Source organism: Streptomyces sp. NPDC003379 (assembly GCF_053589195.1).
In genome coordinates, this window is sequence record NZ_JBSFRK010000021.1 from 115,252 (window position 1) to 136,845 (window position 21,594).

Genomic DNA, 21,594 nt, shown 5'->3' on the forward strand with positions numbered 1-21,594 from the left:
GGCCTAGAACTCGTCCACGGTGTGCGGCAGTCGGGCGGTGCGCAGCGCCGCGTCCAGCGCCGACGCCGTGCCCGGGGTGTGCTCCTGGGCGAGGCCCGCGCCGACCAGGGCGGCGATCGTCGTCCCGCCGAGGTAGGCGGCGGCCAGGTCGCGCACGTCGAGGGTGAGATCGGCCGGAACCGGGCGCTCCGTCCCCTCGTACCTGTCCTCGTACCCCTCGTACCCCTCGTACCCTTCGTACTCCTCGCACCTCTCGTACGTACAGCCTTCGGGGGACGCCGTCAGGCGGTGGCGGCCCGCGTTGGCGGGGAGGCGGTCGTCGCGCACGTCGAGGACCACGTCCACCGGAGCCGCCCAGGAGCGGGCGGTCAGCGCGGCGCGTACGTCGATGAGGCGGACCCACAGCGCCGGGAACTGCCCGGTGATCCGCACCTGGTCGCGGTCGGCGGCGAAGAGCAGCAGCGGATCGTCGAGGGGGCGGCCCCAGGCACGGACGACGCCCGTCAGGTCGATCGAGGCGAGGTAGCGCCACAGGGCGGCCGCGGCGGCCGGAGTGTCCGCCTCCAGGTCGTCCAGGCGGACCAGGCCGGGGGCGTCGTCGCGGGTCTTGGTGCGGTAGATGGCGTACCCGGCGATGGGGCGGATGGGGCTGGTAGGGCTGCTGGGGGTGGTGGAGCCGGGGGAGCCAGCGGGGTCTCCGGGGGCTTCGAGGGTGACGATGCGGGGCGGGGACAACTCGTCGTCCTCCTCGTCCTCCTTCACCATCCACTCCTCGCGCCACCACGCCTCCGTACGGACGAGGCGGCCGGCGCGCTCGGTGCGGGTGCGGGCGTAATACGGACCGAGCACGTCCGGGGCGTCGGCCGGGTCGACCAGGCGCAGCGGGCGGTCGTCGGGTGTGATGCGCAGGGCCAGCGGGCGGCGGGAGTCGACCTCCACGGTGTTGCCGTGCGTGGCGGGGCCGAAGCCGAACCTGCCGTAGATGGCGTCCTCGGACGCCCACAGGGCGGCGATCGGCGCGCCGTCGGCCGCGCCTCTGCCGAACAGCTCCGCGATCATCCCGGAGAGCACACCGCGCCGCCGGTGCGTCGGCGCCACGGAGACGAACGTCAAGGAGGGGCAGGGCACTTCGCCGCCGGGGACCGAGACCGTGAAGGGGAACGCCGCGAGGAAGCCGACGAGTTCGTCACCGTCGTACGCGCCGATGCGGGTGCAGCCGAGCAGCAGGTCGTGGTGGTGCTTGCGCTTCTCGTCCTCCGGACTCTCGTGGAAGACGAGGTACGCGAGGGACAGCGCGCGGTCGATCTCCGTCTCGGGGACGTCGCGGAACTGGATGGAGCGCTGGGCGAGGGGCTGGACGGGTTCCATATCCATATAACGGACGGTAGTTCCCGGATGCGGTGTGGGCAGCTGGATTTCGGCCCCGGCGGGTGGCGGAAGGGGGAGCGTGGGGGCGTCAGGGGCGTCAGGGAGTGAGGACCACCTTGCCCATCGTGCCGCGGGTCTCCAGCGCGCGGTGCGCCGCCGCCGCCTCGGCCAGGGGGTAGCGCTGCACGGCCGGGGTGAAGTGGCCCGTCGCCGCCTCGGTGAGGGCGGCGAGCTCCAGGGTGCGGACCGGGTTGTCGCCGCCGGCCTTCCGCATCATCGCCGGTCCGAGGACATTGACCTGCGTGATGCCGCGCGCGGCCAGCTCCTCCTCGCTGAACGTCAGCGCCTCGCCGTCGCGCAGGCCATCGCCGGACCAGCCGAAGACGACGTGCACGCCGCCGGGCCCGAGCAGGCCGACCGCGGCCAGTCCCGCCTCGCCGCCCACGCCGTCGAAGACGACGGTCGCGGGGCGGCCGTCGAGCTCCTCCTTCAGATACGTACGTACGTCCTCGGGCCAGGCCGGGTTCTTGTAGTCCACGGCGAGGTCGGCGCCGTTCGCGCGGACGCGTGCCGTCTTCTCGGGGCCGCCCGCCAGACCGATGACGGTGGCGCCCCTGTGCTTGGCGTACTGAGTGAGGAGAGTGCCGATGCCGCCCGCCGCGGCGGGGATGACGGCCACCGAGTCGGGCGTCAGCTCCGCGAACTGCAGGATCCCCATCGTCGTACGTCCCGTGCCGATGAGGGCGACCGCCTCGGCGAAGTCCAGGTCGGCGGGGAGTTCGTGGAGGCGGGAGGCATCGGTGACGGTCTGCTCGGCGTAGCCGCCGGGGGCGAAGCCGATGTGGGCGACGACGCGCTTGCCGAGCAGGCCCGGGTCGGCGCCGTCGCCCACCTTGTCGACCGTGCCCGCCACTTCGCGGCCCGGGATGGTCGGCAGGGCGGGCAGTTCGGGCAGCGGGCCCTGCATGCCTTCGCGGATCGCGGTGTCCAGGAGGTGCACGCCGGCCGCGGCAACGGTGACGCGGACCTGGCCCGCGGCCGGTTCGGGGGCGGCCGTCTCCTCGTATACGAGGTTCTCGGCGGGGCCGAAGGTGTGGAGGCGGATGGCGTGCATGGTGGCACTGGCCTGCATGGTGGGCTCCTTGGGTGGGTCGTGCGGGCCCAGCCGGTCGGGGATGCCGGTGGCTGTGGACCCCCACCTTTCAACCTGAAGCGGACTTGAGGTCAAGCCTCGCAAGCCTCGACCTGGTCAGCGCCAACGTCACCGCCTCCACCGCGCTGTTGAACGACACCTCCGACAGCAGGCCCGGCGCCGCGACCTGGTCGCCCGCGAGGTAGACGCCGTGGCCGCGGTCGATCGAGGGGCGGTCGCGCCAGGTGGTGCCGGGGTGGTCGAGCGCGCCCGTACGGCCGTTCGCCACCGAGGCGCGGCGCCAGGTCAGGCGCTCCCGCCAGTGGGGGAAGCCGAGGTCGAGCAGGTGCTCGGCGCGGGTGACGCCGGCCGCCTTCGTCTCGTCGGGGGAGAGGGGGATCTGGGCCTGGACGAGCTGCTCGCCCTCGGGGGCCAGTGTGCGGTCCTGGGCGGTGAAACGCTCGACCCAGCCCGTCCGGTCCAGGTCGGAGACGGCAAAGGCATCGCCCTTGCGGGAGCGGACCGCCACGTCGACGAGTGCGGTGCGGCCGCTCTCCCAGCGCAGGGAATCGCCGCCGCCGAGGAGGCGGCGGGCCGCGTCGAGCGACGTCGCCACGACGATCGGGCCGTTCTGCGGTACGTCGGCGAGGCTGTCGACGCGGGCCAGCGTCTCCACGCGTACGCCCAGGTTCCAGGCGAGCGCCGCCATGCGGTCGATGACCGAGGCCCAGCCGCCGCGCGGATAGTGCGCCTCCGGAGGCAGCTTCGTCGCGCGACGCAGGCGCTCCTGGACGAAGCGGGCGGAGAGCGAACCGGGGTCGTGGTGGAACGTGGCCACGGCGACGTAGTGCGCGGCGGCGCGCGCGCCCTCCTCGCCGACCTGGCCGGTGGCCCACGTGGTGAAGTCCTGGTCCACCGGCGCCTGCTCGCTCCTGCGGCGCAGCAGCTTGAGCATGGCGAGGGGCGGCATGCGGTGCAGCGTGCCGTGGTGGTGGAGGCGGAGCCGGGCGCCTTCGAGGGGCGGGAGGGGCGCCAGCGGGCCGATGAGGTCGCGCTGCTTGAGCCAGGTCCAGTGGGGGCCGCCGTTGTAGAGGGCGTGCGGGCCCTCGTTCGTCTTGTACGGACCTTCGGCGGTGCGGGCGCGGCCGCCGAGGGTGTGGTGGGACTCGTGCAGGGTCACGCGGGCACCGGCCTCGGCGGCGGTGATGGCGGCGGTGAGGCCGGTGATGCCGCCGCCGATGATGGTCAGGGGGGTGGGGGTGTGGGTGGGATGTGGGCGTGGGCTGTGGGTGTCGTGGGGCATTTATCGGGCTCCCTCTGTGGGTGCTTGGGGATGGGGCCTCTGTCTCCTCGACGCGTGGGGGAGGGCCGGATGTGACATCGGGGCGTTGTCAGTGGCGGCGGGCACGATGGGGGCATGGTTGAGAAGGCGAAGGCTGTGGGTGTGGTCAAGGCGGCTCGGCGGGCCGAGGTGCGGCTGCCGCCGCTGCGGCCCTTCGAGGGAGGGGAGCTGGAGCCCGACGGGGACTACGACGGGGTGGAGTTCAGCGGCCTCGACCTCGGCGGTCAGGACGGTGGCGGCGCGCTCTTCATGGACTGCGCGCTGGTGAGGTGCGGGGTCGGGGAGACCCGGCTGACCCGGGCACGGTTCGTCGACTCCGTGCTCAGCGAGTTGCGGGGAGTGGGGACCGATCTCGCGGAGGCGTCGCTGCGGGACGTGGAGGTCGTCGACGCCCGGCTCGGTGGCGTGCAGTTGCACGGCGGTGTGCTGGAACGGGTCGTGGTGCGGGGCGGGAAGATCGACTACCTGAACCTGCGGAAGGCGCGGCTGCGGGATGTGATCTTCGAGGAGTGCGTGCTGGTGGAGCCGGACTTCGGGAACGCGACCCTGGAGCGGGTGGAGTTCCGGGACTGTGTGCTGCGGGGCGTCGACTTCAGCGGGGTGCGGATGAAGGACGTCGATCTCCGGGCGGCGGGGCAGTTGGAGATCGCGCGGGGTGTGGGGGCGATGGCCGGGGCGGTCATCAGCCCTGGGCAGCTGATTGAGCTGGCGGGAGGATTCGCGGCGGAGGTGGGCGTACGAGTGGCTGGCCCCGGGGCCTAGGGCGGGCGCGCCGGGGTGGAAGGGGTTAGGGGGAGGTGCGGGGGAAGCGGGACTGGAGGGACCAGAGCGTGGGGTTGTCCGCGAGGGAGTCGTGGAGGTCGGTGAGGTCCGCGATGAGGTCGTGGAGGAAGTCACGGGCCTCGCGCCGCAGCTCCGCGTGGGAGAAGCTCAGCGGCGGCTCCTCGGGATCCATCCAGTCCGCCTCGATGTCCACCCAGCCGAAGCGCCGGGCGAACAGCATCCGGTCCGTCGACTCCGTGAAGTCGAGCTCCGCGTACTGGGGGCGGGATGCCCGGCTGCCGAGCGGATCCTTGTCCAGGTTCTCCACGATGTCGCACAGCGCCCACGCGAAGTCCAGCACGGGAACCCATCCCCAGGCTGTGGACAGTTCCCGGTCGGCCTTGGTGTCCGCCAGATACACGTCCCCGCAGAAGAGGTCGTGCCGGAGCGTGTGGACGTCCGCCCTGCTGTAGTCCAGCTGGGGAGGGTCCGGGAAGCGGCGGGAGAGCGCGTAGCCGATGTCGAGCACGAGGTCGATGGTGTCACGGCGCGCGGGCTCAAGCGGGCCCACGGCCTGTGGCCTGCGGAAACGCATCGCTGCTCGCGCGTTCGGGTCGGTTCCGAGTCGGTTCCCGATACCGGGATACCCCGATACCCGGGTACCCCGATACCCCGGACGCGATGAGCGGCCATTGGGCGAACAATTGCCGCATAAGATCATCCGCGTGCCCCAGCGATCTCCGGCCGCCCGAGCCGCCACCGTGACCCGAGCCGCCAGCATGACCGGTACCGGAACCAGTGCTGGTACCGGTACTGGAGTCACTGCCGCGCCCCGCACCGCCGCCTGTGCCCTCGCCCTCGCCCTCGCCCTCCTCGCCACCGTCAGCGCGTGCAGCGGCTCCGGCGTGGACGGCACCCCCGGCACGGACGGCGTGCGCGACCCGTACTTTCCCAAGCTGGGCAACGGCGGCTACGACGTCACGCACTACGGCCTGCGACTCGGCTACGACCCCGACCCCGAATCCCGCCACCTCACCGGCACCGCCGAGATCACCGCCCGCGCCGAGAAGAACCTCAGCTCCTTCAGCCTCGACCTGAAGGGGCTCGACGTCTCGGCCGTCACCGTCGAGGGCAAGGCGGCCCGGTTCCAGCGCGCGGGCCACGAGCTGAAGGTCCGTCCGGCCGACGAACTTGACCGGGGCGAGACATTCGTGGCGACTGTCCGCTACTCCGGGACCCCGGAGACCATCACCGACGCCGACGGTTCCAAGGAGGGCTGGCTCAAGACGGCGGACGGCGCGCTCGCGCTCGGCCAGCCGACCGGTTCCATGGCGTGGTTCCCGGGCAACCACCACCCGAGCGACAAGGCCTCGTACGACATAGAGGTGACCGTCCCCAAGGGCCTCAAGGCCGTCTCCAACGGCGAGCTGACGCGCGAGTCGACCAAGAACGGCCGCACCACCTTCGCCTGGCACAGCGCCGAACCGATGGCGAGCTATCTGGCGACCGTGGCCGTCGGCAAGTACGAGATGGAGACGTCGACGACGGACGACGGGCTGCCGATCACCACGGCCGTCGACGCCTCCCAGACGAAGGCGAGCAAGAAGGTCCTCGCGAAGCTCCCCGACGTCATCGAGTGGGCGGAGCTCAACTTCGGCCCGTACCCCTTCTCGTCGGCCGGCGTCATCGTCGTCCGCGCCAAGGAAGCGGGCTATGCCCTGGAGACCCAGACCAGGCCCGTCTTCCCCATCGACAGCTTCGACACCACGACCCTCGTCCACGAAGTGGCCCACCAGTGGTTCGGCGACTCCGTCACGCCCAAGTCGTGGCGGGACATGTGGCTCAACGAGGGCTTCGCGACGTACGCGGAGTGGCTGTACGAGGAGGACAACGGCGGCGACAGCGCGCAGGAGACGTTCGACGCGCTGTACGAGGGGGACCTCTACGCGGACGAGGAGGATAACGAGGCGATCTGGGACTTCCCGCCCGCCAAGCCGACCGACGCCGCGCACATCTCGGAGCCGCCGGTCTACGAGCGCGGCGCGATGGTCATCCACAAGATCCGCCGGGCGGTCGGCGACGACGCGTTCTACGACATCGTGCAGGGCTGGGCGAAGACGTACCGGCACAAGAACGCGGATACCAGGGACTTCACCGAGTACGTCGAGAAGCACGCGGGCGGCGACGAGGCGCGGAAGAAGGTCAGCCGGATCTGGGGGGACTGGCTGTACGGGGACGGCAAGCCGGCCCGTCCCTGAGCCAGGCCGCCCTTGAGCCGGGCCGCCCTTGAGCCGACCGCCCCTCGGACCTTCCTTCCTCACAGCGGCTTGCGCAGCACCGCGCACGGCCGGTGCCGGGCCCGGTCCTCACGGTGCCCGATGACGAGATAGCCGAGCGCGGTCCAGAACCGCAGCGCCTTGGGGTTGTTCTCCAGGACCGCGAGGCGCACGGCGTCCCGCCCCGCGTCCCGGAACCGTGCCTCCACGAGGGTCGTTAACTCCCGGCCCACGCCCGTGCGCTGAAGCTCCGGGGCCACCATGAGCAGCCCGATCCACGGGTCGGGATCGGTGGGGTCGGGATGGCGGGCGAGGGTGACGGCGACCCCGACGAGCCGCCCCTCGGAGCGGGCGAGCAGCACCTCCGCGTCGGGGTGGGCGAGCTCGTCCGCGAGGGCCTTGGCGACCTGCTCGACACGGATGTCGTCCGGATCGGGGAAGTCCCCGCTGAGCGCGGAGAACTCACGGTTGGCCGCGTACAGCGCGGTCACCTCGGTGAGGAGGTGACCGGGCAGGGCGCCGTCGACGGCGACGAGCTGTTCGAGGATCATGCGGGGCAGGCTAGCGGGGCAGGCAGGCCGGTAAGGCGGAGCAACGGATCAACCGGACGACGGGTCGGCCCCGCCCGGCTTCCGTGCCTGGCGCCACTCACTGATCGCGCTCCAGGCCCAGCAGCCGGCCGTGCCCACGTAGCAGGCGACCCAGCCCGAGAAGTGGCCCCGCGTGTCGAGCGCCTCGTCCACGGACAGCACGGCGAACAGCACGGCCATCGCGGCGGCGCGGTACAGCTTGTGCCGTGCGAGGCGCTGCCGCTTGCGGGGCCCTTCGGCGAGCCGCATGGCGTAGACCTCGACGTCACCGAAGGCGTCCTCGGCGCGCTCAAGGCCGCCCCCGGCGAGATGCTGCCGCGCCTCCCCGACGTGGCCGCGCGCCTCGGCGGCCGTCATGGCGTGCCGCCCCCGCAGCAGCCCTTCGAGCCGCGTCAGCCACTGCTCGTCGTCGCCGTGCGGCCGGGGCGTGAACCACCGGTCGAGAGTCGCGTCGGGGAACGCGTAGGCGCCGACGGTCCAGGCGGCGCACGCGGCCATGAGCACCGGCACGGGCACGCTGAACAGCCGCTCCCCGGGCGCGGTGGCGGTGACGGCCGCCCCGCCCGCGACGGCGCAGACGGCCCCAGCGAGGAGCCCCCACATGCCCCACACGCCACGGATCCGTCCGGCGCCGCGAGCGACGAAGGCGAGGATGCCGAGCGAGGCGACGACCACGACCGTCGCGCATCCGGCGAGCGAGGCCCAGCTCCCCTCCACCCACAACCCGTCCTCGATCCAGTCCAGGACGCAGAGGACGAATCCGATGAACCCGAGCGTCGCGAGCGAGGCGGAGACGCGCTCTCCGGGGGTCATGCCGTGCGCGTCGACCTTGGCCCGGTGCTCCTCGCTGATGCGCTCGGCGGCGACGGTACGCGCGTACGCGTCCGGGTCACCGAGGACTTCGAGCGCGGGCAGCCCGGCTTCGTCCACGACCTGGTGGGCCTCGGCCAGCACCTCGTCGGCGAGCCCGGCGGGCGCGTCGTGATCGAGTACGAGCCGTACGTGTACGGAGTCGGCCCAGTCCTGGTCCTCCTCGCGCACCCAGACCAGCTCAGGTATCCGTGTCGTGCCCAATGTCTTCCCCCTCGCCTTCACCCTTGCCGATGAGACCGATGAGAGAGGCGACGATCCGGGTGAAGTCACCCCACGCGGCCTGGTCACGCCGCAGCCTCGCCCGCCCCTCCTCGGTGATCCGGTAGTACTTCCGCCCGGGCCCACCCTCCCCGGCACCCCACTCGACCGCGACAGCGCCTTCCTCTTCGAGGCGCGTGAGGGCGGGGTAGAGCGTCGCCGCCTTGACCCCACGGAGCCCGGCATCACCGAGCCGGCTGAGCAGGGCGTACCCGTAACTCTTCTCCTCACCGTCGAGGACCCCGAGCAGACAGAGGGGCAGCGCGGCGCGGGCCCAGGCGGTGGACTGGTCAGCGACCACGGTTCCCTCTCCGGCTCTCTTAGGTCTGTCCGGTCTGCCGGACTATTCAAGAACCCAGAATAGTCGCTGAACTGCACATCCCGACCTCGGTGCGCTCGTAGCCGTGGGGATCCTCGGGATCCTGCCGCTGCCGCAGCTCGAACCACACGTTCTTCCCGCCGGGTTTGAGGCAGGGGGGACCCAACGGGGCGGTGCCCCAGTCGTGGGCGAGTGCCTGCACGAGAAAAAGCCCCCGCCCGTGCTCGCGGTCGTCGCGCGACACGTCGAGTGCGGCGAGCGGTTCGGTGGGGCAGTCGTCGTACACGGAGACGCGCACGCCGCCTCCGGCCATGACGACGGCCTCCATGCCGATGGTCGGTGACTTGGTGTGCATGACGGCGTTGGTGACGACTTCGGAGACGAGGGTGCGGGCGGTGTCGGCGAGTTCGGGCCTCCCGGCGAGGGTCAGGAGGAGGGTGACGGTATCTCGGCAGATCTTGGGGGAGAGGGGGGTGCTGGGGGTGGTGAGGTGGTACGTCTGGGCGGTGTTCGGTGGGGCGTCCATGCATCCAACTCCCGGCTCACTGGATGGGTTGAACCGCGTGCGACCGTGGCTCGGCCACCTGCGGTGGCTGCTCTGCGGGTTCACTGGCGTGCGGCGCGATGACGATTTGAAGCTAGGGGCATACTTGCCCCGGGGCAAGCTTGTCGGCGAGATTCACCCGAGTGAGTGGACCCGTTTCTCAAGACGCGGCAGACTCGGACACTGAAAGGGAAGGGACCATGCCACCGAGAGACAACCCCACGGCTCGACAGGCTCGACTCGGAGCAGAGCTGCGGAAGTTGAGGGAGCTAGCAGGCAAGACGGCTCGGGAGGCCGCCGGGCTGCTGTCGACGGACCAGGCAAAGATCAGCAACATCGAGTCCGGCCGCATCGGCGTCAGCGAGGAGCGAATCCGACGACTCGCGGTCTTCTACTCATGCGACGAAGTGGAGCTGATCGAAGCGCTGTGCGCCATTGCGCGAGAGTCGCGGGGGCAGGGTTGGTGGGACGAGTACCGAGGCGTTCTCGCTCCCGGGTTCCTGGACATGGCAGAGCTTGAGCACCACGCCACGTATCTTCGCGCCCTACAGTCGATGACGCTCCCTGGCATTTTCCAGACGGAGGACTACGCGCGCACCATCTATGGCGGCCACATCCCCTTGCTCCCGGCAGAGGAGGTGGACCTCCGGGTGGAGTTCAGACTGAAGCGCCGACGCATCTTCGACCGTGACGTCGCGCCCTCGTTCAGAGTGGTCATCCATGAAGCGGCGCTGCGTATGCGAGCCGGTGGACGCAAGGTCGTACAGGGGCAGTTGGACTACCTGCTGAGAGTCTCCGAATGGCCGACTGTCACCCTGCGGGTCATCCCCTTCGCCTGCGAGAAGTTCGTCGAGGCCACTCAGCCGGTCTTCTACGCCGGGGGAGTCGTCCCTCAACTGGACACTGTCCAGGTGGACACAGCCGTGGGAGGTGTTCACCTCGGCGTCGGTGCACAACTGAAGAAGTACGGAACTCTGCTCGACATCGCAGAGCGCGCTGCACTCGATGCCGAGGAGTCCAGGAAGTTCATCCACCGCATCGCGAGAGAAGTATGAGAGCCCGCACCATGTCTGTTCAGTGGCAGAAGTCGTCCTTCTCCGGGGCTGGAGGAGAGAACTGCGTCGAGCTGGCCCAGCAGGAGGACCGCGTCCTCATCCGCGAGAGCGACACCCCCGGCGACATACTCACCGTCAGCCCCGCAGGCCTCGCGGCGCTGATACGTGGCCTACGGAACACCTCCGGACCCGCACCCCGCTAGCGCACTGCTCACCCAGTGGAACGTGCACGTGCCCCCCGTTGGAACTCCACGGTAGGGACCGCGTGATGCCATGCGGCGTCGTGTGCCTGGCAGGCGGCGAGTACGGCGCAGGCTTCCTCGACCACTTCGAATCCCAGGGTGGTGTCGTCCTCGTCGAAGTGAGGTGACATTGCCAAGGCCGGTCGCCAGCAAGAAGCCCGCTCGAACCGCTTGCCCTGGGCGGTCTGAGCCCGGACATTGCAGTGCCATTTCGGTCCGGGGCGTATCCGCGCCGCGTCTCCAGCCGCCAGGCGGCGTCCAGGCGGTGGGAGTCAGTGGCGAACCAGGCAGAACGGGTGGCCCGCCGGGTCCGCGTAGACGTGCCAGCTGTTGCCGCCCGAGTGGTCGTCCAGCAGTGTCGCGCCCGCCGCCAGGATCTGTTCGCGTGGGGCGTCCAGGTCGGGTACCTGGAGGTCCAGGTGGAACTGTTGCGGGAACGACGGGTCGGGCCAGCGGGGCGGGACGTGGTCCGCAGCTCGTTGAAAGGTGAGGACCTGGCCCGTGGGGGTGTGCAAGGTCGTCCAGTCGGAGTCAGTGGACCAGCGGGGGTCCGGGTGGTTCACCGTGCCGCCCAGGAGAGTCCGGTAGAACTCCGCCAGGGCCGGAGGGTCCGGGCAGTCCAGGACCACGCATTGCAGTTCGGCGATCATGGCGGAGAGCGTAGGGCAGGGCGGGGGAGGGCGCCGGGTGTGGACGCCGGGAGGAAGGCACCCTGTGCGCGTGGACGCCGGAAGGCCCCGGCAGCGTTGCCGCCGGGGCCCTCCTGGGTGTTGGCTGAGCTGGGGTCAGCCGGTCGCGTCCGTCGGCTCAGACGTTGACGCCGAAGTCCTGGGCGATGCCGACCAGGCCCGAGGCGTAGCCCTGGCCTACCGCGCGGAACTTCCACTCCGCGCCGTTGCGGTACAGCTCGCCGAAGACCATGGCGGTCTCGGTGGCGGCGTCCTCGGAGAGGTCGTAGCGCGCGAGCTCCGTGCCACCCGCCTGGTTGATGATGCGGATGAACGCGTTGCGGACCTGGCCGAAGTTCTGCGAGCGGTTCTCGGCGTCGTAGATCGAGACCGGGAAAACGATCTTCTCGATGTCGGCCGGCAGACCCGCCAGGTTGACGTTGATCTGCTCGTCGTCGCCCTCGCCCTGGCCCGTGACGTTGTCACCGGTGTGGACGATGGTCTGGTCCGGCGTCGCCTTGTTGTTGAAGAAGACGAAGTGCTGGTCGGAGTAGACCTTGCCCTCCGTGTTCACCGCGATGGCGGAGGCGTCCAGGTCGAAGTCGGTGCCGGTGGTGGTGCGGACGTCCCAGCCGAGCCCCACGGTGACGGCGGTCAGGCCCGGAGCCTCCTTGGTGAGCGAGACGTTGCCACCCTTGGACAGGCTTACTGCCATTGTTGGGAGTCCCTTCCCTCGTAACGACGCACCGCGTCTGAGCCAGTGCGTACGGGCTTCGTACTGGGGACGAAGCTACCTTCACTGGTACCAACGCCGACCGGGGTCCCCAAGGTTCCGCATGGCTTTACTTTCTTTACGCAACCGAACTCTCTTGGCCGCTCCCGAAAAGAGCGTGACGTGAGCCCGACAGACGAGCGACCATGGGGACATGTCCGGTCCCCATCTCATCCGCGGCTCCGTCTCCCTGCCCGAGGCCGAGCTCATGTGGCGTTTCTCGCGGTCGTCCGGGCCGGGCGGTCAGCACGTCAACACCAGCGACTCCCAGGTCGAGCTGCGGTTCGACCTCGCGAACACCGACGCGCTGCCCGAGGTGTGGAAGCGGCGGGCCCTGGAGCGGCTCGCGTCCCGGCTCGTCGACGGCGTCATCAGCGTACGAGCGAGTGAGCACCGCTCCCAGTGGCGGAACAGGGAGATGGCCGCCACGCGTCTCACCGCTCTGCTCGCCGAGGCCACCGCCCCGCCGCCCAAGCCGCGCCGCGCCACCAAGATCCCGCGCGGGATCAACGAACGCAGGCTGCGGAACAAGAAACAGCGCAGCGAGACCAAGCGCGGCCGCTCGGGACAGGGCTGGGGCTAGCGGCCGACCCTGGCGGGCTCAGCCCCAGCTGGTGACTCCGGCGGGCTCAGCCCAGCTGTCGGTACCGGCCCCGGAAGTACATCAGCGGCCCCCCGTCCGCGCTCGGCAGCGACGCCGTGAGGACGCGGCCGATGACCAGCGTGTGGTCGCCCGCCGTCACCGTCTGTTCCGTGCTGCACTCCAGCGTCGACAGCGCGCCGCCGATCAGCGGAGCGCCCGACTCCGTGCCGCGCGTGTACGGAATGTCCTCGAAGAGCAGCCGGTCGCTGATGCGCCCCTTCATCGCGAAGCGGCCCGCGATGTGGCGCTGGCTCTCGGAGAGCACCGAGACCGCCCACTTCGGCTGCTCGGCGAGCAGGTCGTCCATCCGGGAGCCCTCGCGCAGGCTCACCATGACCAGGGGCGGCTCCAGCGAGACGGAGACGAAGGCCGTCGCCGTCATGCCCACGTCCTCGCCCACCGGGGCGCCGGGATCGTCGGGGTCCAGGGACGGCTCGCACGCCGTCACCAGGACCACGCCCGCCGCCAGCCGGGACATCGCCGCGCGGAACTCGTCGTTGCTCACCCCATCAGCATGCCCATGCGCGGAGGGGCGGCCGGGGGAAGGCGGGGCCGGGAGAGTCTTCAGTACGTGAGCCACGGTGTCGACGCTAGCCCGGACGCCCACCTCGCCACATCGGGCCCTGGGCCGAGACCGGTCCTAGGACCGGCGGCCGATGGTAAAGAACTGCGCAAGGTGGCACGCGGTGCCCCGGAGTGCGGTGGACTAGGCCAAGGGACTGGACCAACGCCGGTGCCTCACCTGTGACTTGAGTCACAGGACCCATATTTTGTTGACCCTGTGTACCGAGTGGGCAGCTCGCTGTGATTCAGTGACGGTGGCAATAAGACACTGAGGGCACAAGGGCACAGAAATCACTGCGGGCGCCGCGCAATCCTGGAGTTGCTGTCGAGGTCTCGGGGAGAACGAGCATGGAGACCGAGTCGGAGCCGTACGTCCGTCTTGCGACCCTGCGGCAGCTGCACCAGGTGGTGGCGGAGCTGAACACGGCCCGGAGCCTGGCGGACACGCTGCAGACCGTCGCCGACGGCGTCGTCAACGGCCTTGGCTATGAGCTGGCCTGCGTCAATCTCGTACGCCCCGACGGCGACCTCGTCGTCGCCGCCTTCGCCGGCAACCCCTCCGCCGAAGCCCTCATCACCGGCCGCGTCGGCTCCCGCGACGCCTGGGACCGCCGCCTCGCCATGGGCGAGCCGTGGGGCGCCCTGCGCTTCATCTCGTACACCGAGGGCTGGGTCCTCGACGACGACGACGTCCCCCAGTGGTACACCGAAGGACCCGAGCCCCGCTTCGAGGACGAGTGGCACCCCGCCGACCGCCTCTTCGCTCCCATGTACGCGACCGGGGCCGCCGGCGGCGAGCTGCTCGGCGTGATCTCCGTGGACCGGCCCCGCAACGGCCGCAGGCCCGGCGCCTGGGGCCGCGAGGCCCTCCAGATGTACGCCTTCCAGGCCGCCATCGCGATCAGCAACGCCCGGCTGCGGGCCAACATGCAGCGCGCCCTGGTCCGCCTGGAGCGCGAACAGCAGGCGCTGCGGGCGAGTGAGGAATCCTTCCGGCAGGCCTTCGAGTACGCGCCCTCCGGCATGGCCATCGCCGAGATGGGCGGCGACCAGCACGGCCGCATCCTGCGTACGAACGACGCGCTCTGCCGCCTCCTGGGACGCCCCGCCTCCGCGATGCGGCGCTACTCCTTCTCCGACCTCGTCCACCCCGAGGACATCGGCACGCTCCTGCGCACCTCCGCCGAGGGCGGCCGCGCCGAGCTGCGCCTCGCCCGCCGCGACGGGACGTACGTATGGGTGTCGCTGCGCAACTCCGTCGTGGCGGACGCCGCCGACGGGCCCCGCTTCCTGCTCACACACGTCGAGGACATCGAGGAGCGCAAGCGCCGCGAGCTCCAGCTCGCCCACCGCGCCTCGCACGACTCCCTCACCGGACTGCCGAACTCCGCCGAGCTGCGGGCCCGGCTCAGCTCCCGTCTCTGTCGCAGGCCGCACGCGGGCCGGCCCAGCGCCGTGGACTCCCTCGACGCCGCCTACGAACACGGCTTCGACTTCGGGAACGCCTCGCACCAGCAGCAGGACGAGGGCTTCGACCCCCACGTCCACACCGTCGCGCCCCAGGGCAGGGAAGGGGACGTGGACGACGGCACCAAGGGTCTCGCGGTCCTCTTCTGCGACCTCGACGGCTTCAAGTCGATCAACGACCGCTTCGGGCACCACACCGGTGACGCCGTTCTCATCGAGGTCGCCAGGCGTCTCACCAGCGGTGTCCGTGACGGGGACACGGTGGCGCGGCTCGGCGGCGACGAGTTCGTCGTCCTCGCCGACGGCCTCGGCCGCGCCGACGCCCAGGACCTCGCGGTCCGGCTGCGGAACGCGATCATCCCGCCGATCCGCGTCGACGGCAGGGCCGTGCGTGTAGGGGCCAGTTTCGGCATCGGCTGGGCGCACTGCGGGATGTCGGCCGACGAAGTGTTGCACTCCGCCGACCAGCGGATGTACGTGGAGAAACGCTCACGTGCCAAGCAGCAGCGGCGGGCCGGCTGACGGTCTCGATGAGGTCAACGCCACCCTTTGGGCCCAGTCGGACCGGGTAGGCTCCCGGCGTCAGCGATGTGAGGGAGTGACCTGGGAATGACGCCCGGCAATAACGGCGAGAACACGCCGAGCGCGCCGCAGGGCGACGACGATCCGTTCGGCTACTTGTACGAGGACGGACAGGCGGCCGGAGCGACCCCGCCCAGCGGTGGCGGCGGCTATGGGTACCCGGGTCCCCGGTCCTACAACCAGGTGAGAGCGGTCGGCGACCGGCGCCCCTCGTACGGACAGGCCCAGGCCACCCAGCAGTACGGCCAGCAGGTCCCGCAGCAGCAGGCCCCGCAGGGCCAGCAGCCCTACGGCCGGCCGAACGCGCACTACACCGCGCCCGAGGCGCAGCCCGGCGGCGCGCCCGTCGCGTCACCGCAGTACGCGCCCGGAAGCGCGGGCGGAGGCGCGGGCGGTGGCGCGGGCGGTGGCGGTGGCCGGGGCAGGGGCCCCAACACCAAGGGGCTGCTGATCGCCGCCATCGCGGTGGTGGCCGTCGTCGCCATCGGCATCGGCGCCGCCATGCTGTTCGGCCGCGGCGACGACAAGGGCGGGCAGAAGGAAGCGGGCGGCAAGCCGACGCAGGCCGAGTCGGTCAAGCCGAGCGAGAAGCCGACGAAGAAGCCGGAGAAGAAGACCGAGCTGCCCAAGACCGACGCGAAGGCCCTGAAGCTGGAGGGCGGCACGACCACGGCGTCCGACATCGACGGCGCCAAGGCCGTCGGCGGGGTCTACGTGGCGGGCTTCGACAAGGTCGGCGCCCAGGTGACGTGGACCGTCAACGGCATCCCCGAGACCGGCTCGTACAGCCTGCGCGTGAACTACGGCGTGCCCGGCAAGGACTCCAACGCCACCATCCTCGTCAACGGCAAGAAGCAGACCCGCCCCCTGAACATGGACAACTTCGCCCACGCGAAGGATGGGGACTGGGAGAAGGGCTGGACCAACACCTGGGCGGTGGTCCAGCTCACCAAGGGCACCAACACCGTCACGCTCACCTGCGAGCAGAGCAACCTGTGCGGCACGGCCGGTGCGAACATCGACCAGATGTGGCTGGTCGAGGGCGACCGGGGCTAGCCTCCACTCAGCGGCCGAGCAGCCGCAGAAATCCCGCCACCGTCCCGGCCATCGCCTCGCGAGCCGGGGCGAGGTATTTCCGGGGGTCGACGCCCGTCCCGTGCGCAGCCAGATAGGCGCGGACCTCGCCCGTGAACGCCGTGTTGAGGGCCGTGCCGACATTGATCTTCACCATGCCGGAGGCGATCGCCCGGCGGATCTCCGTGTCCGGCACGCCACTTGAGCCGTGCAGGACCAGGGGTACCGGGACGGTCGCCGCCAGTGACGCGATCAACTCGTGGTCCAGGGTGGCCGTGCGCTCCGTCATCGCGTGCGAGGAGCCGACGGCCACCGCGAGCGCGTCCACGCCCGTGTCGGCGACGTACGCGGCCGCCTCCACCGGATCCGTGCGCACGCCGGGCGCGTGCGCGTCCAGCGGCGGCTCGCCCTCCTTGCCGCCGACCTCGCCCAGCTCGGCCTCGATCCAGATGCCGCGCTCGCGGCCCCAGCGCACCGCGTCCGCCGTCGCCTTCACGTTCTCGCCGTACGTCAGCTTCGACGCGTCGAACATGACGGAGCTGAAGCCCTCCGGGTGGGCGGACCGCAGCAGTTCCACGTCCGTCACATGGTCCAGGTGGAGGGAGAGCCGGGCCGACGAGGCGCGGGCCACCGCCGCCGTCGCCGCCGCGATGGCACCCAGGCGGCCGCCGTGGAACTTCACCGCGTTCTCGGAGACCTGGAGGATCGCGACGGTCCCGGCGCGCTCGGCGCCCAGCGCGATCGCCTCGGCGTGCTCCAGCGTGATGACGTTGAACGCGGCGACGCCGTGACCCGCGGCGCGGGCCTCCGCGACGAGTTCGCCGGTGCTGACGAGTGGCACGTGCTCCCCAATTCCCGGGGCGCTGCGCCCCGTTGTGCGGTGCGAATACGGCTCTTCGTGGGTGGTGCGTGGCGGTGCGTGTGTGGCGGTGCGTGTGTGGGTTGTGCGTGGCGGTGCGTCGTGGGGGATGGGGTGGGCTGTGCCTGTTACGCCGCGGTGGTGCGGGCGGTCACCGTGGCCCGCGCCAGCAGGTCTTCGTACGTCGACGGGTCGAACTCGCCCGCCACCGGTGCCGCCACGGTCGCCGCCGACAGGGCGACGGCGCGCGCGAGCCGCTCCGGCCACGGCAGGCCTTCGGCGAGCCCGGAGAGCAGGCCCGCGACCGCCGAGTCACCCGCGCCCGTCGGGTTGCCGCGCACCAGCGCGGGCGGCCGCGCCTGCCAGCAGCCGTCCGGCGTGAGGGCGAGGAGGCCGTCGGCGCCGAGCGAGGCGACCACGGCGTGCGCGCCCCTGCGGCGGACGTCACGGGTGGCCCGCTCGGGCTCGTGGGAGCCGGTCAGCTCGGCGAGTTCGTCGGCGTTGGGCTTGACGACGTCGGGGCGGGCGGCGACACCGCGGCGCAGCGGCTCCCCGCTGGTGTCGAGCAGCACCGGGACGCGGGCGGTGCGCGCGGAACGTATCAGGAGGGCGTACGCGCCGACGGGCACGCCGGGCGGCAGGCTGCCGCAGAGCGCGACCGCCGTCGTACCGGGGGCGCGCAGCAACTCCTCGTACGTCTCCAGGAAAGCGGCCCACTCGGCGGGTGTGACGTTCGGGCCCGGCTCGTTGAGCTGGGTGGTGTCGCCGCTCGCCGCGTCGACCACGGCGAGGGTGCGGCGGGTGGCGCCCGCGACCGGGGCGAGCGCGTCCGTGAGGCGGGGCTCGGCGGCGAGGCGCTCGCGCAGGGCGCGTCCCGTGTCGCCGCCCGCGAAGCCGGTGACGGTCACGTCGTGGCCGAGGGCCGCGAGGACACGGGCGACGTTCACGCCCTTGCCGCCGGGGCGTTCGGTCACCTCGGTGACGCGGTGCGAGGTGTGCGGGGTGAGGGTGGGGACGCGGTAGGTGAGGTCGAGGGCGGTGTTCAGCGTGACGGTGAGGATCACCTTTGCCACCCCCGAAGTGCCTGTACGACTGCTGCCTGTACGACTGTTGCCGGTGCCGGTGCCGGTGCCGGTGCCGGTGCCGGTGCCCGTGCCGGTGCTGTTGCTGTTGCCAGTCCGGCTGTCGCCCTGCTTCCGGTTCTGATCATGCCAAACAGAAGGCGGTTGGCCCAGGGGTGAGGGCCAACCGCCTTTTACCGCTTGCCCAGTGGGTCCGGGCGGGTTCGGTCTAAGCGGGCTCGACCACCCATTCGCCCTTGCGCATCACGCCCTTGACGTCGAAGTCCGCGTCCAGGACCACCAGGTCCGCGTCCTTGCCGGGCTCCAGGGAGCCCACCCGGTCGTACATCCCCAGGAGCTTGGCCGGGTTGGCCGACAGGGCGCGGACGGTGGCCCCGACGGACAGCTTGTCGACGGTCACCGAGCGCTTGAAGGCGCGGTCCAGGGTCAGCGTCGAACCCGCGATCGAGCCGCCCTCGACGAGCCGCGCCACGCTGTCCTTCACCTCGACCTCCAGCGGGCCGAGCATGTACCGGCCGTCGCCGAAGCCCGCCGCGTCCATCGCGTCGGTGATGAAGGCGACGCGGTCCGCGCCCGCGCGGTGGAAGGCCAGCTCCAGGGCGGCCGGGTGCAGATGCGTGCCGTCGTTGATCAGCTCGACGGTGACCCGCTCGTCCTCCAGGAGGGCAGCGATCGGGCCGGGCGCGCGGTGGCCGAGGCCCGGCATCGCGTTGAAGAGGTGCGTCGCGACGGTGGCGCCGGCGTGGATCGCCTCGACCGTCTGCTCGTACGTCGCGTCCGTGTGGCCGATGGCCGCGATGACGCCGTGCTCGGCGAGGAGGCGCACCGAGTCGATGCCGCCCGGCAGTTCGGTCGCGAGGGTGAGCATCTTGGCGTGGCCGCGGGCCGCGTCGATCAGCTTGCGGACGTCCGCGGGGTCGGGGGCGCGCAGGAGCGCCTCGCTGTGGGCGCCCTTGCGGCAGGGCGAGATGAACGGCCCCTCGAAGTGGATGCCGGCGATGTCGCCCTGCTCGGCCAGTTCGCTGAGCAGCCCGGCGCGCTGGGCGAGGAAGTCCATCTCGCCGGTCACGGTGGAGGCGACGAGGGTGGTGGTGCCGTGCAGGCGGTGCGTGTGGACGCCCTTGAGTACGTCGTCGACGGTGCCGGAGGTGAAGGAGGCGCCGCCGCCGCCGTGGTTGTGGAGGTCGACGAAGCCGGGGACCACCCAGTGGCCGGTGAGGTCGACGGTCTCGGCGTCCCCGGGGGCGTCCCTGGGAGGGGGACTCCCGGCGATACGTGTGCCGTCGATGGTCACGCGGCCGTTGGTGACGGTCCCGGTGGGCAGTACCACCTGGGCACCGGCGAGAACCTTGCTAGTGGCCATCAGGCGGTTTCCTCCGTGGGGTCGGACGTGTCGTCGGACGTGTCGTCGGACGTGGGGTCGGTCTTGGGCTTCTCGTTGAGCAGGTCCCAGGCGAGCAGGCCCGCGCCCAGGCATCCGGCGGTGTCGCCGAGGGCCGCGGGGACGATCTCCGGCAGCGTCTGGAACTGGACGACGCGTGCCGCGACGGCGGCCCGCAGCGGCGTGAACAAGGTTTCCCCGGCCTCGGCCAGACCGCCACCGATGATCAGCGTGTGCGGGTCCAGCAGGGTGAGGGCGGTGAGCAGGCCGTCGGCGAGGGCGTCGATGGCGTTCCGCCAGACTTCCTCGGCGCGGGGGTCACCGGACTCCACGGCCTTCGCGCAGTCCGCGGCGTCCGCCTCCGGGTCGCCGCTCGCCTCGGCCCAGGCCCTGCTGACCGCCGCCGCGGACGCCAGGCGCTCCAGGCAGCCGCGCTGGCCGCAGCCGCAGGGCGGGCCGCCGGGGCGTACGACGATGTGGCCGATCTCGCCGGCCGAGCCGTGGGCGCCGGGCTCGATGGCGCCGCCGATCCCGATGGCCCCGGCGATCCCCGTCCCCAGCGGTACGAAGAGGAACCGGTCGGCGCCCTTGCCCGCGCCGATGCGGCCCTCCGCGAGGCCGCCCGTGCGGACGTCGTGGCCCAGCGCCACGGGGGCACCTTCCAGGCGGGCGCTGAGGAGGTCCCTCAGGGGTACGTCGTGCCAGCCGAGGTTGGCCGCGTACACGGCGATGCCGCGGGCGGCGTCGACGATGCCGGGCACCGCTACGCCGGCCGCGGCGGCGGGTTCGCCGAAGTGGGCGATGCCGTGTGCGCGGAGGTCCTCGGCGAAGCCGAGGATGCCCTCGACGACGGCGTCGGCGCCGCGTTCGCGCCCGGTCGGGCGGCGCGCCTCGTGCAGCAGGGTGCCGTCCGCCCCTATCAGGGCGGCCTTCATTCCGGTGCCGCCCACATCGAGGGCGATGACGTGTCTCACGCAGACAGTCTCGCGCGTCACCCTACGAAAGGTCTAGTCCACTTCGCTGTCCAGTGCGGGGGATCCCCTCTTCGGGCCACGCGGGGCCGACCGGCGGGCCCACCGCGTCGCGCCGCGCCGAAAACGTTCCGCCTACCCCGCACCACGATCGCCCCGTAGGAGCAGGCCCGCCGCTGCGCGGCGGCTGTCTCCCTCCCACCCGCCCGTTTACCCGGCATCACGGTCGCCTCGTAGGAGCAGGCCCGCTGCTGTGCGGCGGCTGTCTCCCTCCCACCCGCCCGTTTACCCGGCGCCACGGTCGCCTCGTAGGGGCCAGGCCCGCTGCTGTGCGGCGGCTGTCTCCCTCCCACCCGCCCGTTTACCCGGCGCCACGATCGCCTCGTAGAAGCAGGCCCGCCGCTGCGCGGCGGGAGTTCCCCTCCCACCCGCCCGTTTGCCCCGCGTCGAGTACCTCGGGTAGGAGCGTGGGTGCTCCTACGTGGAGGCCTGGATGCCGGGCAAACGGGTGGGTGGGTGGGAGACACCCGCCGCGCAGCGGCGGTTAGGGGTGGGGCAGGTTCGCCATGGGACGAGGCGATCCTCTGCCCGGGAGGGGGCCTCAGTAGGCGACCGCAGTTCAGGGTGCCGTGCTCCTGCGTGGACGTTTCGACGCGGGGTGCACGGGCGGGTGGGTGGGAGGCATCCGCCGCGCAGCGGCGGTTTGGGGTGGGGCTGCCGATGCCTGGGAGCGGCGTACGGCTGAGACGTGATGCGGGCACAGCTTTTCC

Annotated in this window: 23 protein-coding genes; 7 read left to right on the plus strand and 16 right to left on the minus strand. The window is 71.5% G+C overall.

The genetic code is table 11. From position 1 onward, the window contains the following. Positions 1-3: 3 nt before the first annotated feature. The 3 genes from ACWDVB_RS22170 to ACWDVB_RS22180 all read right to left on the minus strand — a co-directional run bounded on the left by ACWDVB_RS22170 (position 4) and on the right by ACWDVB_RS22180 (position 3,803). Entirely contained in the window at positions 4-1,374 is a 1,371-nt protein-coding gene (locus ACWDVB_RS22170) for a GNAT family N-acetyltransferase (protein WP_451516488.1), read from the minus strand. 91 nt (positions 1,375-1,465) lie between these two features. Continuing rightward, entirely contained in the window at positions 1,466-2,482 is a 1,017-nt protein-coding gene (locus ACWDVB_RS22175) for a zinc-binding dehydrogenase (protein WP_451516515.1), read from the minus strand. Positions 2,483-2,570: 88 nt separating this feature from the next. Then, the gene (locus tag ACWDVB_RS22180; RefSeq protein ID WP_451516489.1) at positions 2,571-3,803 is read right to left on the minus strand and encodes an FAD-dependent oxidoreductase; all 1,233 of its coding nucleotides are present in this window, start codon (positions 3,801-3,803) and stop codon (positions 2,571-2,573) included. A gap of 114 nt (positions 3,804-3,917) precedes the next feature. On the opposite strand from ACWDVB_RS22180, the gene ACWDVB_RS22185 reads away from it, so the two are divergent. Continuing rightward, positions 3,918-4,604: a pentapeptide repeat-containing protein gene (locus tag ACWDVB_RS22185; RefSeq protein WP_451516490.1), complete on the plus strand. Its 687-nt coding sequence runs from the start codon at positions 3,918-3,920 to the stop codon at positions 4,602-4,604. 25 nt (positions 4,605-4,629) lie between these two features. Here ACWDVB_RS22185 and ACWDVB_RS22190 read toward each other — a convergent pair whose 3' ends face one another. Continuing rightward, the gene (locus ACWDVB_RS22190) at positions 4,630-5,133 is read right to left on the minus strand and encodes a hypothetical protein (RefSeq protein WP_451516516.1); all 504 of its coding nucleotides are present in this window, start codon (positions 5,131-5,133) and stop codon (positions 4,630-4,632) included. 250 nt (positions 5,134-5,383) lie between these two features. Between ACWDVB_RS22190 and ACWDVB_RS22195 the strand changes: the two genes are divergently transcribed. Further along, positions 5,384-6,862 carry a M1 family metallopeptidase gene (locus ACWDVB_RS22195; RefSeq protein ID WP_451516491.1) on the plus strand — a complete coding sequence of 493 codons (1,479 nt, stop codon included), beginning with the start codon at positions 5,384-5,386 and terminating at the stop codon, positions 6,860-6,862. A 59-nt stretch (positions 6,863-6,921) separates the two neighbouring features. On the opposite strand, the gene ACWDVB_RS22200 is transcribed toward ACWDVB_RS22195, so the two are convergent. The 4 genes from ACWDVB_RS22200 to ACWDVB_RS22215 are packed head-to-tail and all read right to left on the minus strand — an operon-like array spanning position 6,922 to position 9,446. Continuing rightward, a complete protein-coding gene (locus tag ACWDVB_RS22200) occupies positions 6,922-7,431 on the minus strand; it encodes a GNAT family N-acetyltransferase (RefSeq protein ID WP_451516492.1) in 510 nt (169 codons plus the stop codon). 48 nt (positions 7,432-7,479) lie between these two features. Continuing rightward, positions 7,480-8,544, minus strand: coding sequence for a hypothetical protein (locus tag ACWDVB_RS22205; RefSeq protein WP_451516493.1), 1,065 nt, complete (start codon positions 8,542-8,544; stop codon positions 7,480-7,482). Further along, positions 8,522-8,902 (minus strand): PadR family transcriptional regulator, encoded by a 381-nt coding sequence (locus ACWDVB_RS22210; RefSeq protein WP_451516494.1) that lies wholly within the window; start codon positions 8,900-8,902, stop codon positions 8,522-8,524. The genes ACWDVB_RS22205 and ACWDVB_RS22210 overlap by 23 nt, the downstream gene beginning before the upstream one ends. A gap of 46 nt (positions 8,903-8,948) precedes the next feature. After that, a complete protein-coding gene (locus ACWDVB_RS22215; RefSeq protein ID WP_451516495.1) occupies positions 8,949-9,446 on the minus strand; it encodes an ATP-binding protein in 498 nt (165 codons plus the stop codon). Between the two features lie 218 nt (positions 9,447-9,664). On the opposite strand from ACWDVB_RS22215, the gene ACWDVB_RS22220 reads away from it, so the two are divergent. Further along, entirely contained in the window at positions 9,665-10,519 is an 855-nt protein-coding gene (locus ACWDVB_RS22220) for a helix-turn-helix domain-containing protein (RefSeq protein ID WP_451516496.1), read from the plus strand. Positions 10,520-10,530: 11 nt separating this feature from the next. After that, a complete protein-coding gene (locus ACWDVB_RS22225) occupies positions 10,531-10,722 on the plus strand; it encodes a DUF397 domain-containing protein (protein WP_451516497.1) in 192 nt (63 codons plus the stop codon). Positions 10,723-10,730: 8 nt separating this feature from the next. On the opposite strand, the gene ACWDVB_RS22230 is transcribed toward ACWDVB_RS22225, so the two are convergent. The 3 genes from ACWDVB_RS22230 to ACWDVB_RS22240 all read right to left on the minus strand — a co-directional run bounded on the left by ACWDVB_RS22230 (position 10,731) and on the right by ACWDVB_RS22240 (position 12,144). Further along, positions 10,731-10,892: a DUF6879 family protein gene (locus ACWDVB_RS22230; protein ID WP_451516517.1), complete on the minus strand. Its 162-nt coding sequence runs from the start codon at positions 10,890-10,892 to the stop codon at positions 10,731-10,733. Positions 10,893-11,033: 141 nt separating this feature from the next. Continuing rightward, on the minus strand, positions 11,034-11,411 hold the full coding sequence (locus tag ACWDVB_RS22235; protein WP_451516498.1) for a VOC family protein: 378 nt from the start codon (positions 11,409-11,411) through the stop codon (positions 11,034-11,036). A 157-nt stretch (positions 11,412-11,568) separates the two neighbouring features. After that, the gene (locus tag ACWDVB_RS22240; RefSeq protein ID WP_451516499.1) at positions 11,569-12,144 is read right to left on the minus strand and encodes a TerD family protein; all 576 of its coding nucleotides are present in this window, start codon (positions 12,142-12,144) and stop codon (positions 11,569-11,571) included. A gap of 211 nt (positions 12,145-12,355) precedes the next feature. Here ACWDVB_RS22240 and arfB point away from each other — a divergent pair, with 211 nt between their 5' ends. Continuing rightward, positions 12,356-12,784, plus strand: a complete 429-nt coding sequence (gene arfB, locus ACWDVB_RS22245; protein WP_451516500.1) for an alternative ribosome rescue aminoacyl-tRNA hydrolase ArfB — start codon at positions 12,356-12,358, stop codon at positions 12,782-12,784. A 46-nt stretch (positions 12,785-12,830) separates the two neighbouring features. Here arfB and ACWDVB_RS22250 read toward each other — a convergent pair whose 3' ends face one another. After that, positions 12,831-13,322, minus strand: coding sequence for a flavin reductase family protein (locus tag ACWDVB_RS22250; RefSeq protein WP_451516518.1), 492 nt, complete (start codon positions 13,320-13,322; stop codon positions 12,831-12,833). Between the two features lie 434 nt (positions 13,323-13,756). Between ACWDVB_RS22250 and cdgB the strand changes: the two genes are divergently transcribed. Next, positions 13,757-15,397, plus strand: a complete 1,641-nt coding sequence (cdgB, locus tag ACWDVB_RS22255) for a diguanylate cyclase CdgB (protein ID WP_451516501.1) — start codon at positions 13,757-13,759, stop codon at positions 15,395-15,397. Between the two features lie 87 nt (positions 15,398-15,484). Further along, positions 15,485-16,513: a carbohydrate-binding protein gene (locus ACWDVB_RS22260; RefSeq protein ID WP_451516502.1), complete on the plus strand. Its 1,029-nt coding sequence runs from the start codon at positions 15,485-15,487 to the stop codon at positions 16,511-16,513. 7 nt (positions 16,514-16,520) lie between these two features. Here ACWDVB_RS22260 and ACWDVB_RS22265 read toward each other — a convergent pair whose 3' ends face one another. From ACWDVB_RS22265 to ACWDVB_RS22280, 4 genes are all read right to left on the minus strand, one after another. Continuing rightward, positions 16,521-17,372, minus strand: coding sequence for a class II fructose-bisphosphate aldolase (locus ACWDVB_RS22265; protein WP_451516503.1), 852 nt, complete (start codon positions 17,370-17,372; stop codon positions 16,521-16,523). Positions 17,373-17,518: 146 nt separating this feature from the next. Continuing rightward, positions 17,519-18,454: a 1-phosphofructokinase family hexose kinase gene (locus ACWDVB_RS22270; RefSeq protein WP_451516519.1), complete on the minus strand. Its 936-nt coding sequence runs from the start codon at positions 18,452-18,454 to the stop codon at positions 17,519-17,521. Positions 18,455-18,680: 226 nt separating this feature from the next. Beyond that, positions 18,681-19,835, minus strand: a complete 1,155-nt coding sequence (gene nagA, locus ACWDVB_RS22275) for an N-acetylglucosamine-6-phosphate deacetylase (RefSeq protein WP_451516504.1) — start codon at positions 19,833-19,835, stop codon at positions 18,681-18,683. Then, on the minus strand, positions 19,835-20,827 hold the full coding sequence (locus tag ACWDVB_RS22280; RefSeq protein ID WP_451516505.1) for an ROK family protein: 993 nt from the start codon (positions 20,825-20,827) through the stop codon (positions 19,835-19,837). Before ACWDVB_RS22280 ends, nagA begins: the two co-directional genes overlap by 1 nt. Positions 20,828-21,594: the final 767 nt, after the last annotated feature.

Excerpts from the sequence above, each read along its gene's own strand:
- ACWDVB_RS22180 (WP_451516489.1), bottom strand. The coding sequence starts at position 3,803 with ATGCCCCACGACACCCACAGCCCACGCCCACATCCCACCCACACCCCC.
- ACWDVB_RS22215 (WP_451516495.1), bottom strand. The coding sequence starts at position 9,446 with ATGGACGCCCCACCGAACACCGCCCAGACGTACCACCTCACCACCCCC.
- ACWDVB_RS22175 (WP_451516515.1), bottom strand. The coding sequence starts at position 2,482 with ATGCACGCCATCCGCCTCCACACCTTCGGCCCCGCCGAGAACCTCGTA.
- ACWDVB_RS22195 (WP_451516491.1), top strand. The coding sequence starts at position 5,384 with ATGACCGGTACCGGAACCAGTGCTGGTACCGGTACTGGAGTCACTGCC.
- ACWDVB_RS22240 (WP_451516499.1), bottom strand. The coding sequence starts at position 12,144 with ATGGCAGTAAGCCTGTCCAAGGGTGGCAACGTCTCGCTCACCAAGGAG.
- ACWDVB_RS22260 (WP_451516502.1), top strand. The coding sequence starts at position 15,485 with ATGACGCCCGGCAATAACGGCGAGAACACGCCGAGCGCGCCGCAGGGC.
- ACWDVB_RS22230 (WP_451516517.1), bottom strand. The coding sequence starts at position 10,892 with ATGTCACCTCACTTCGACGAGGACGACACCACCCTGGGATTCGAAGTG.
- ACWDVB_RS22170 (WP_451516488.1), bottom strand. The coding sequence starts at position 1,374 with ATGGATATGGAACCCGTCCAGCCCCTCGCCCAGCGCTCCATCCAGTTC.
- ACWDVB_RS22200 (WP_451516492.1), bottom strand. The coding sequence starts at position 7,431 with ATGATCCTCGAACAGCTCGTCGCCGTCGACGGCGCCCTGCCCGGTCAC.
- ACWDVB_RS22185 (WP_451516490.1), top strand. The coding sequence starts at position 3,918 with ATGGTTGAGAAGGCGAAGGCTGTGGGTGTGGTCAAGGCGGCTCGGCGG.
- nagA (WP_451516504.1), bottom strand. The coding sequence starts at position 19,835 with ATGGCCACTAGCAAGGTTCTCGCCGGTGCCCAGGTGGTACTGCCCACC.
- cdgB (WP_451516501.1), top strand. The coding sequence starts at position 13,757 with ATGGAGACCGAGTCGGAGCCGTACGTCCGTCTTGCGACCCTGCGGCAG.
- ACWDVB_RS22235 (WP_451516498.1), bottom strand. The coding sequence starts at position 11,411 with ATGATCGCCGAACTGCAATGCGTGGTCCTGGACTGCCCGGACCCTCCG.
- arfB (WP_451516500.1), top strand. The coding sequence starts at position 12,356 with ATGTCCGGTCCCCATCTCATCCGCGGCTCCGTCTCCCTGCCCGAGGCC.
- ACWDVB_RS22220 (WP_451516496.1), top strand. The coding sequence starts at position 9,665 with ATGCCACCGAGAGACAACCCCACGGCTCGACAGGCTCGACTCGGAGCA.
- ACWDVB_RS22225 (WP_451516497.1), top strand. The coding sequence starts at position 10,531 with ATGTCTGTTCAGTGGCAGAAGTCGTCCTTCTCCGGGGCTGGAGGAGAG.
- ACWDVB_RS22250 (WP_451516518.1), bottom strand. The coding sequence starts at position 13,322 with ATGTCCCGGCTGGCGGCGGGCGTGGTCCTGGTGACGGCGTGCGAGCCG.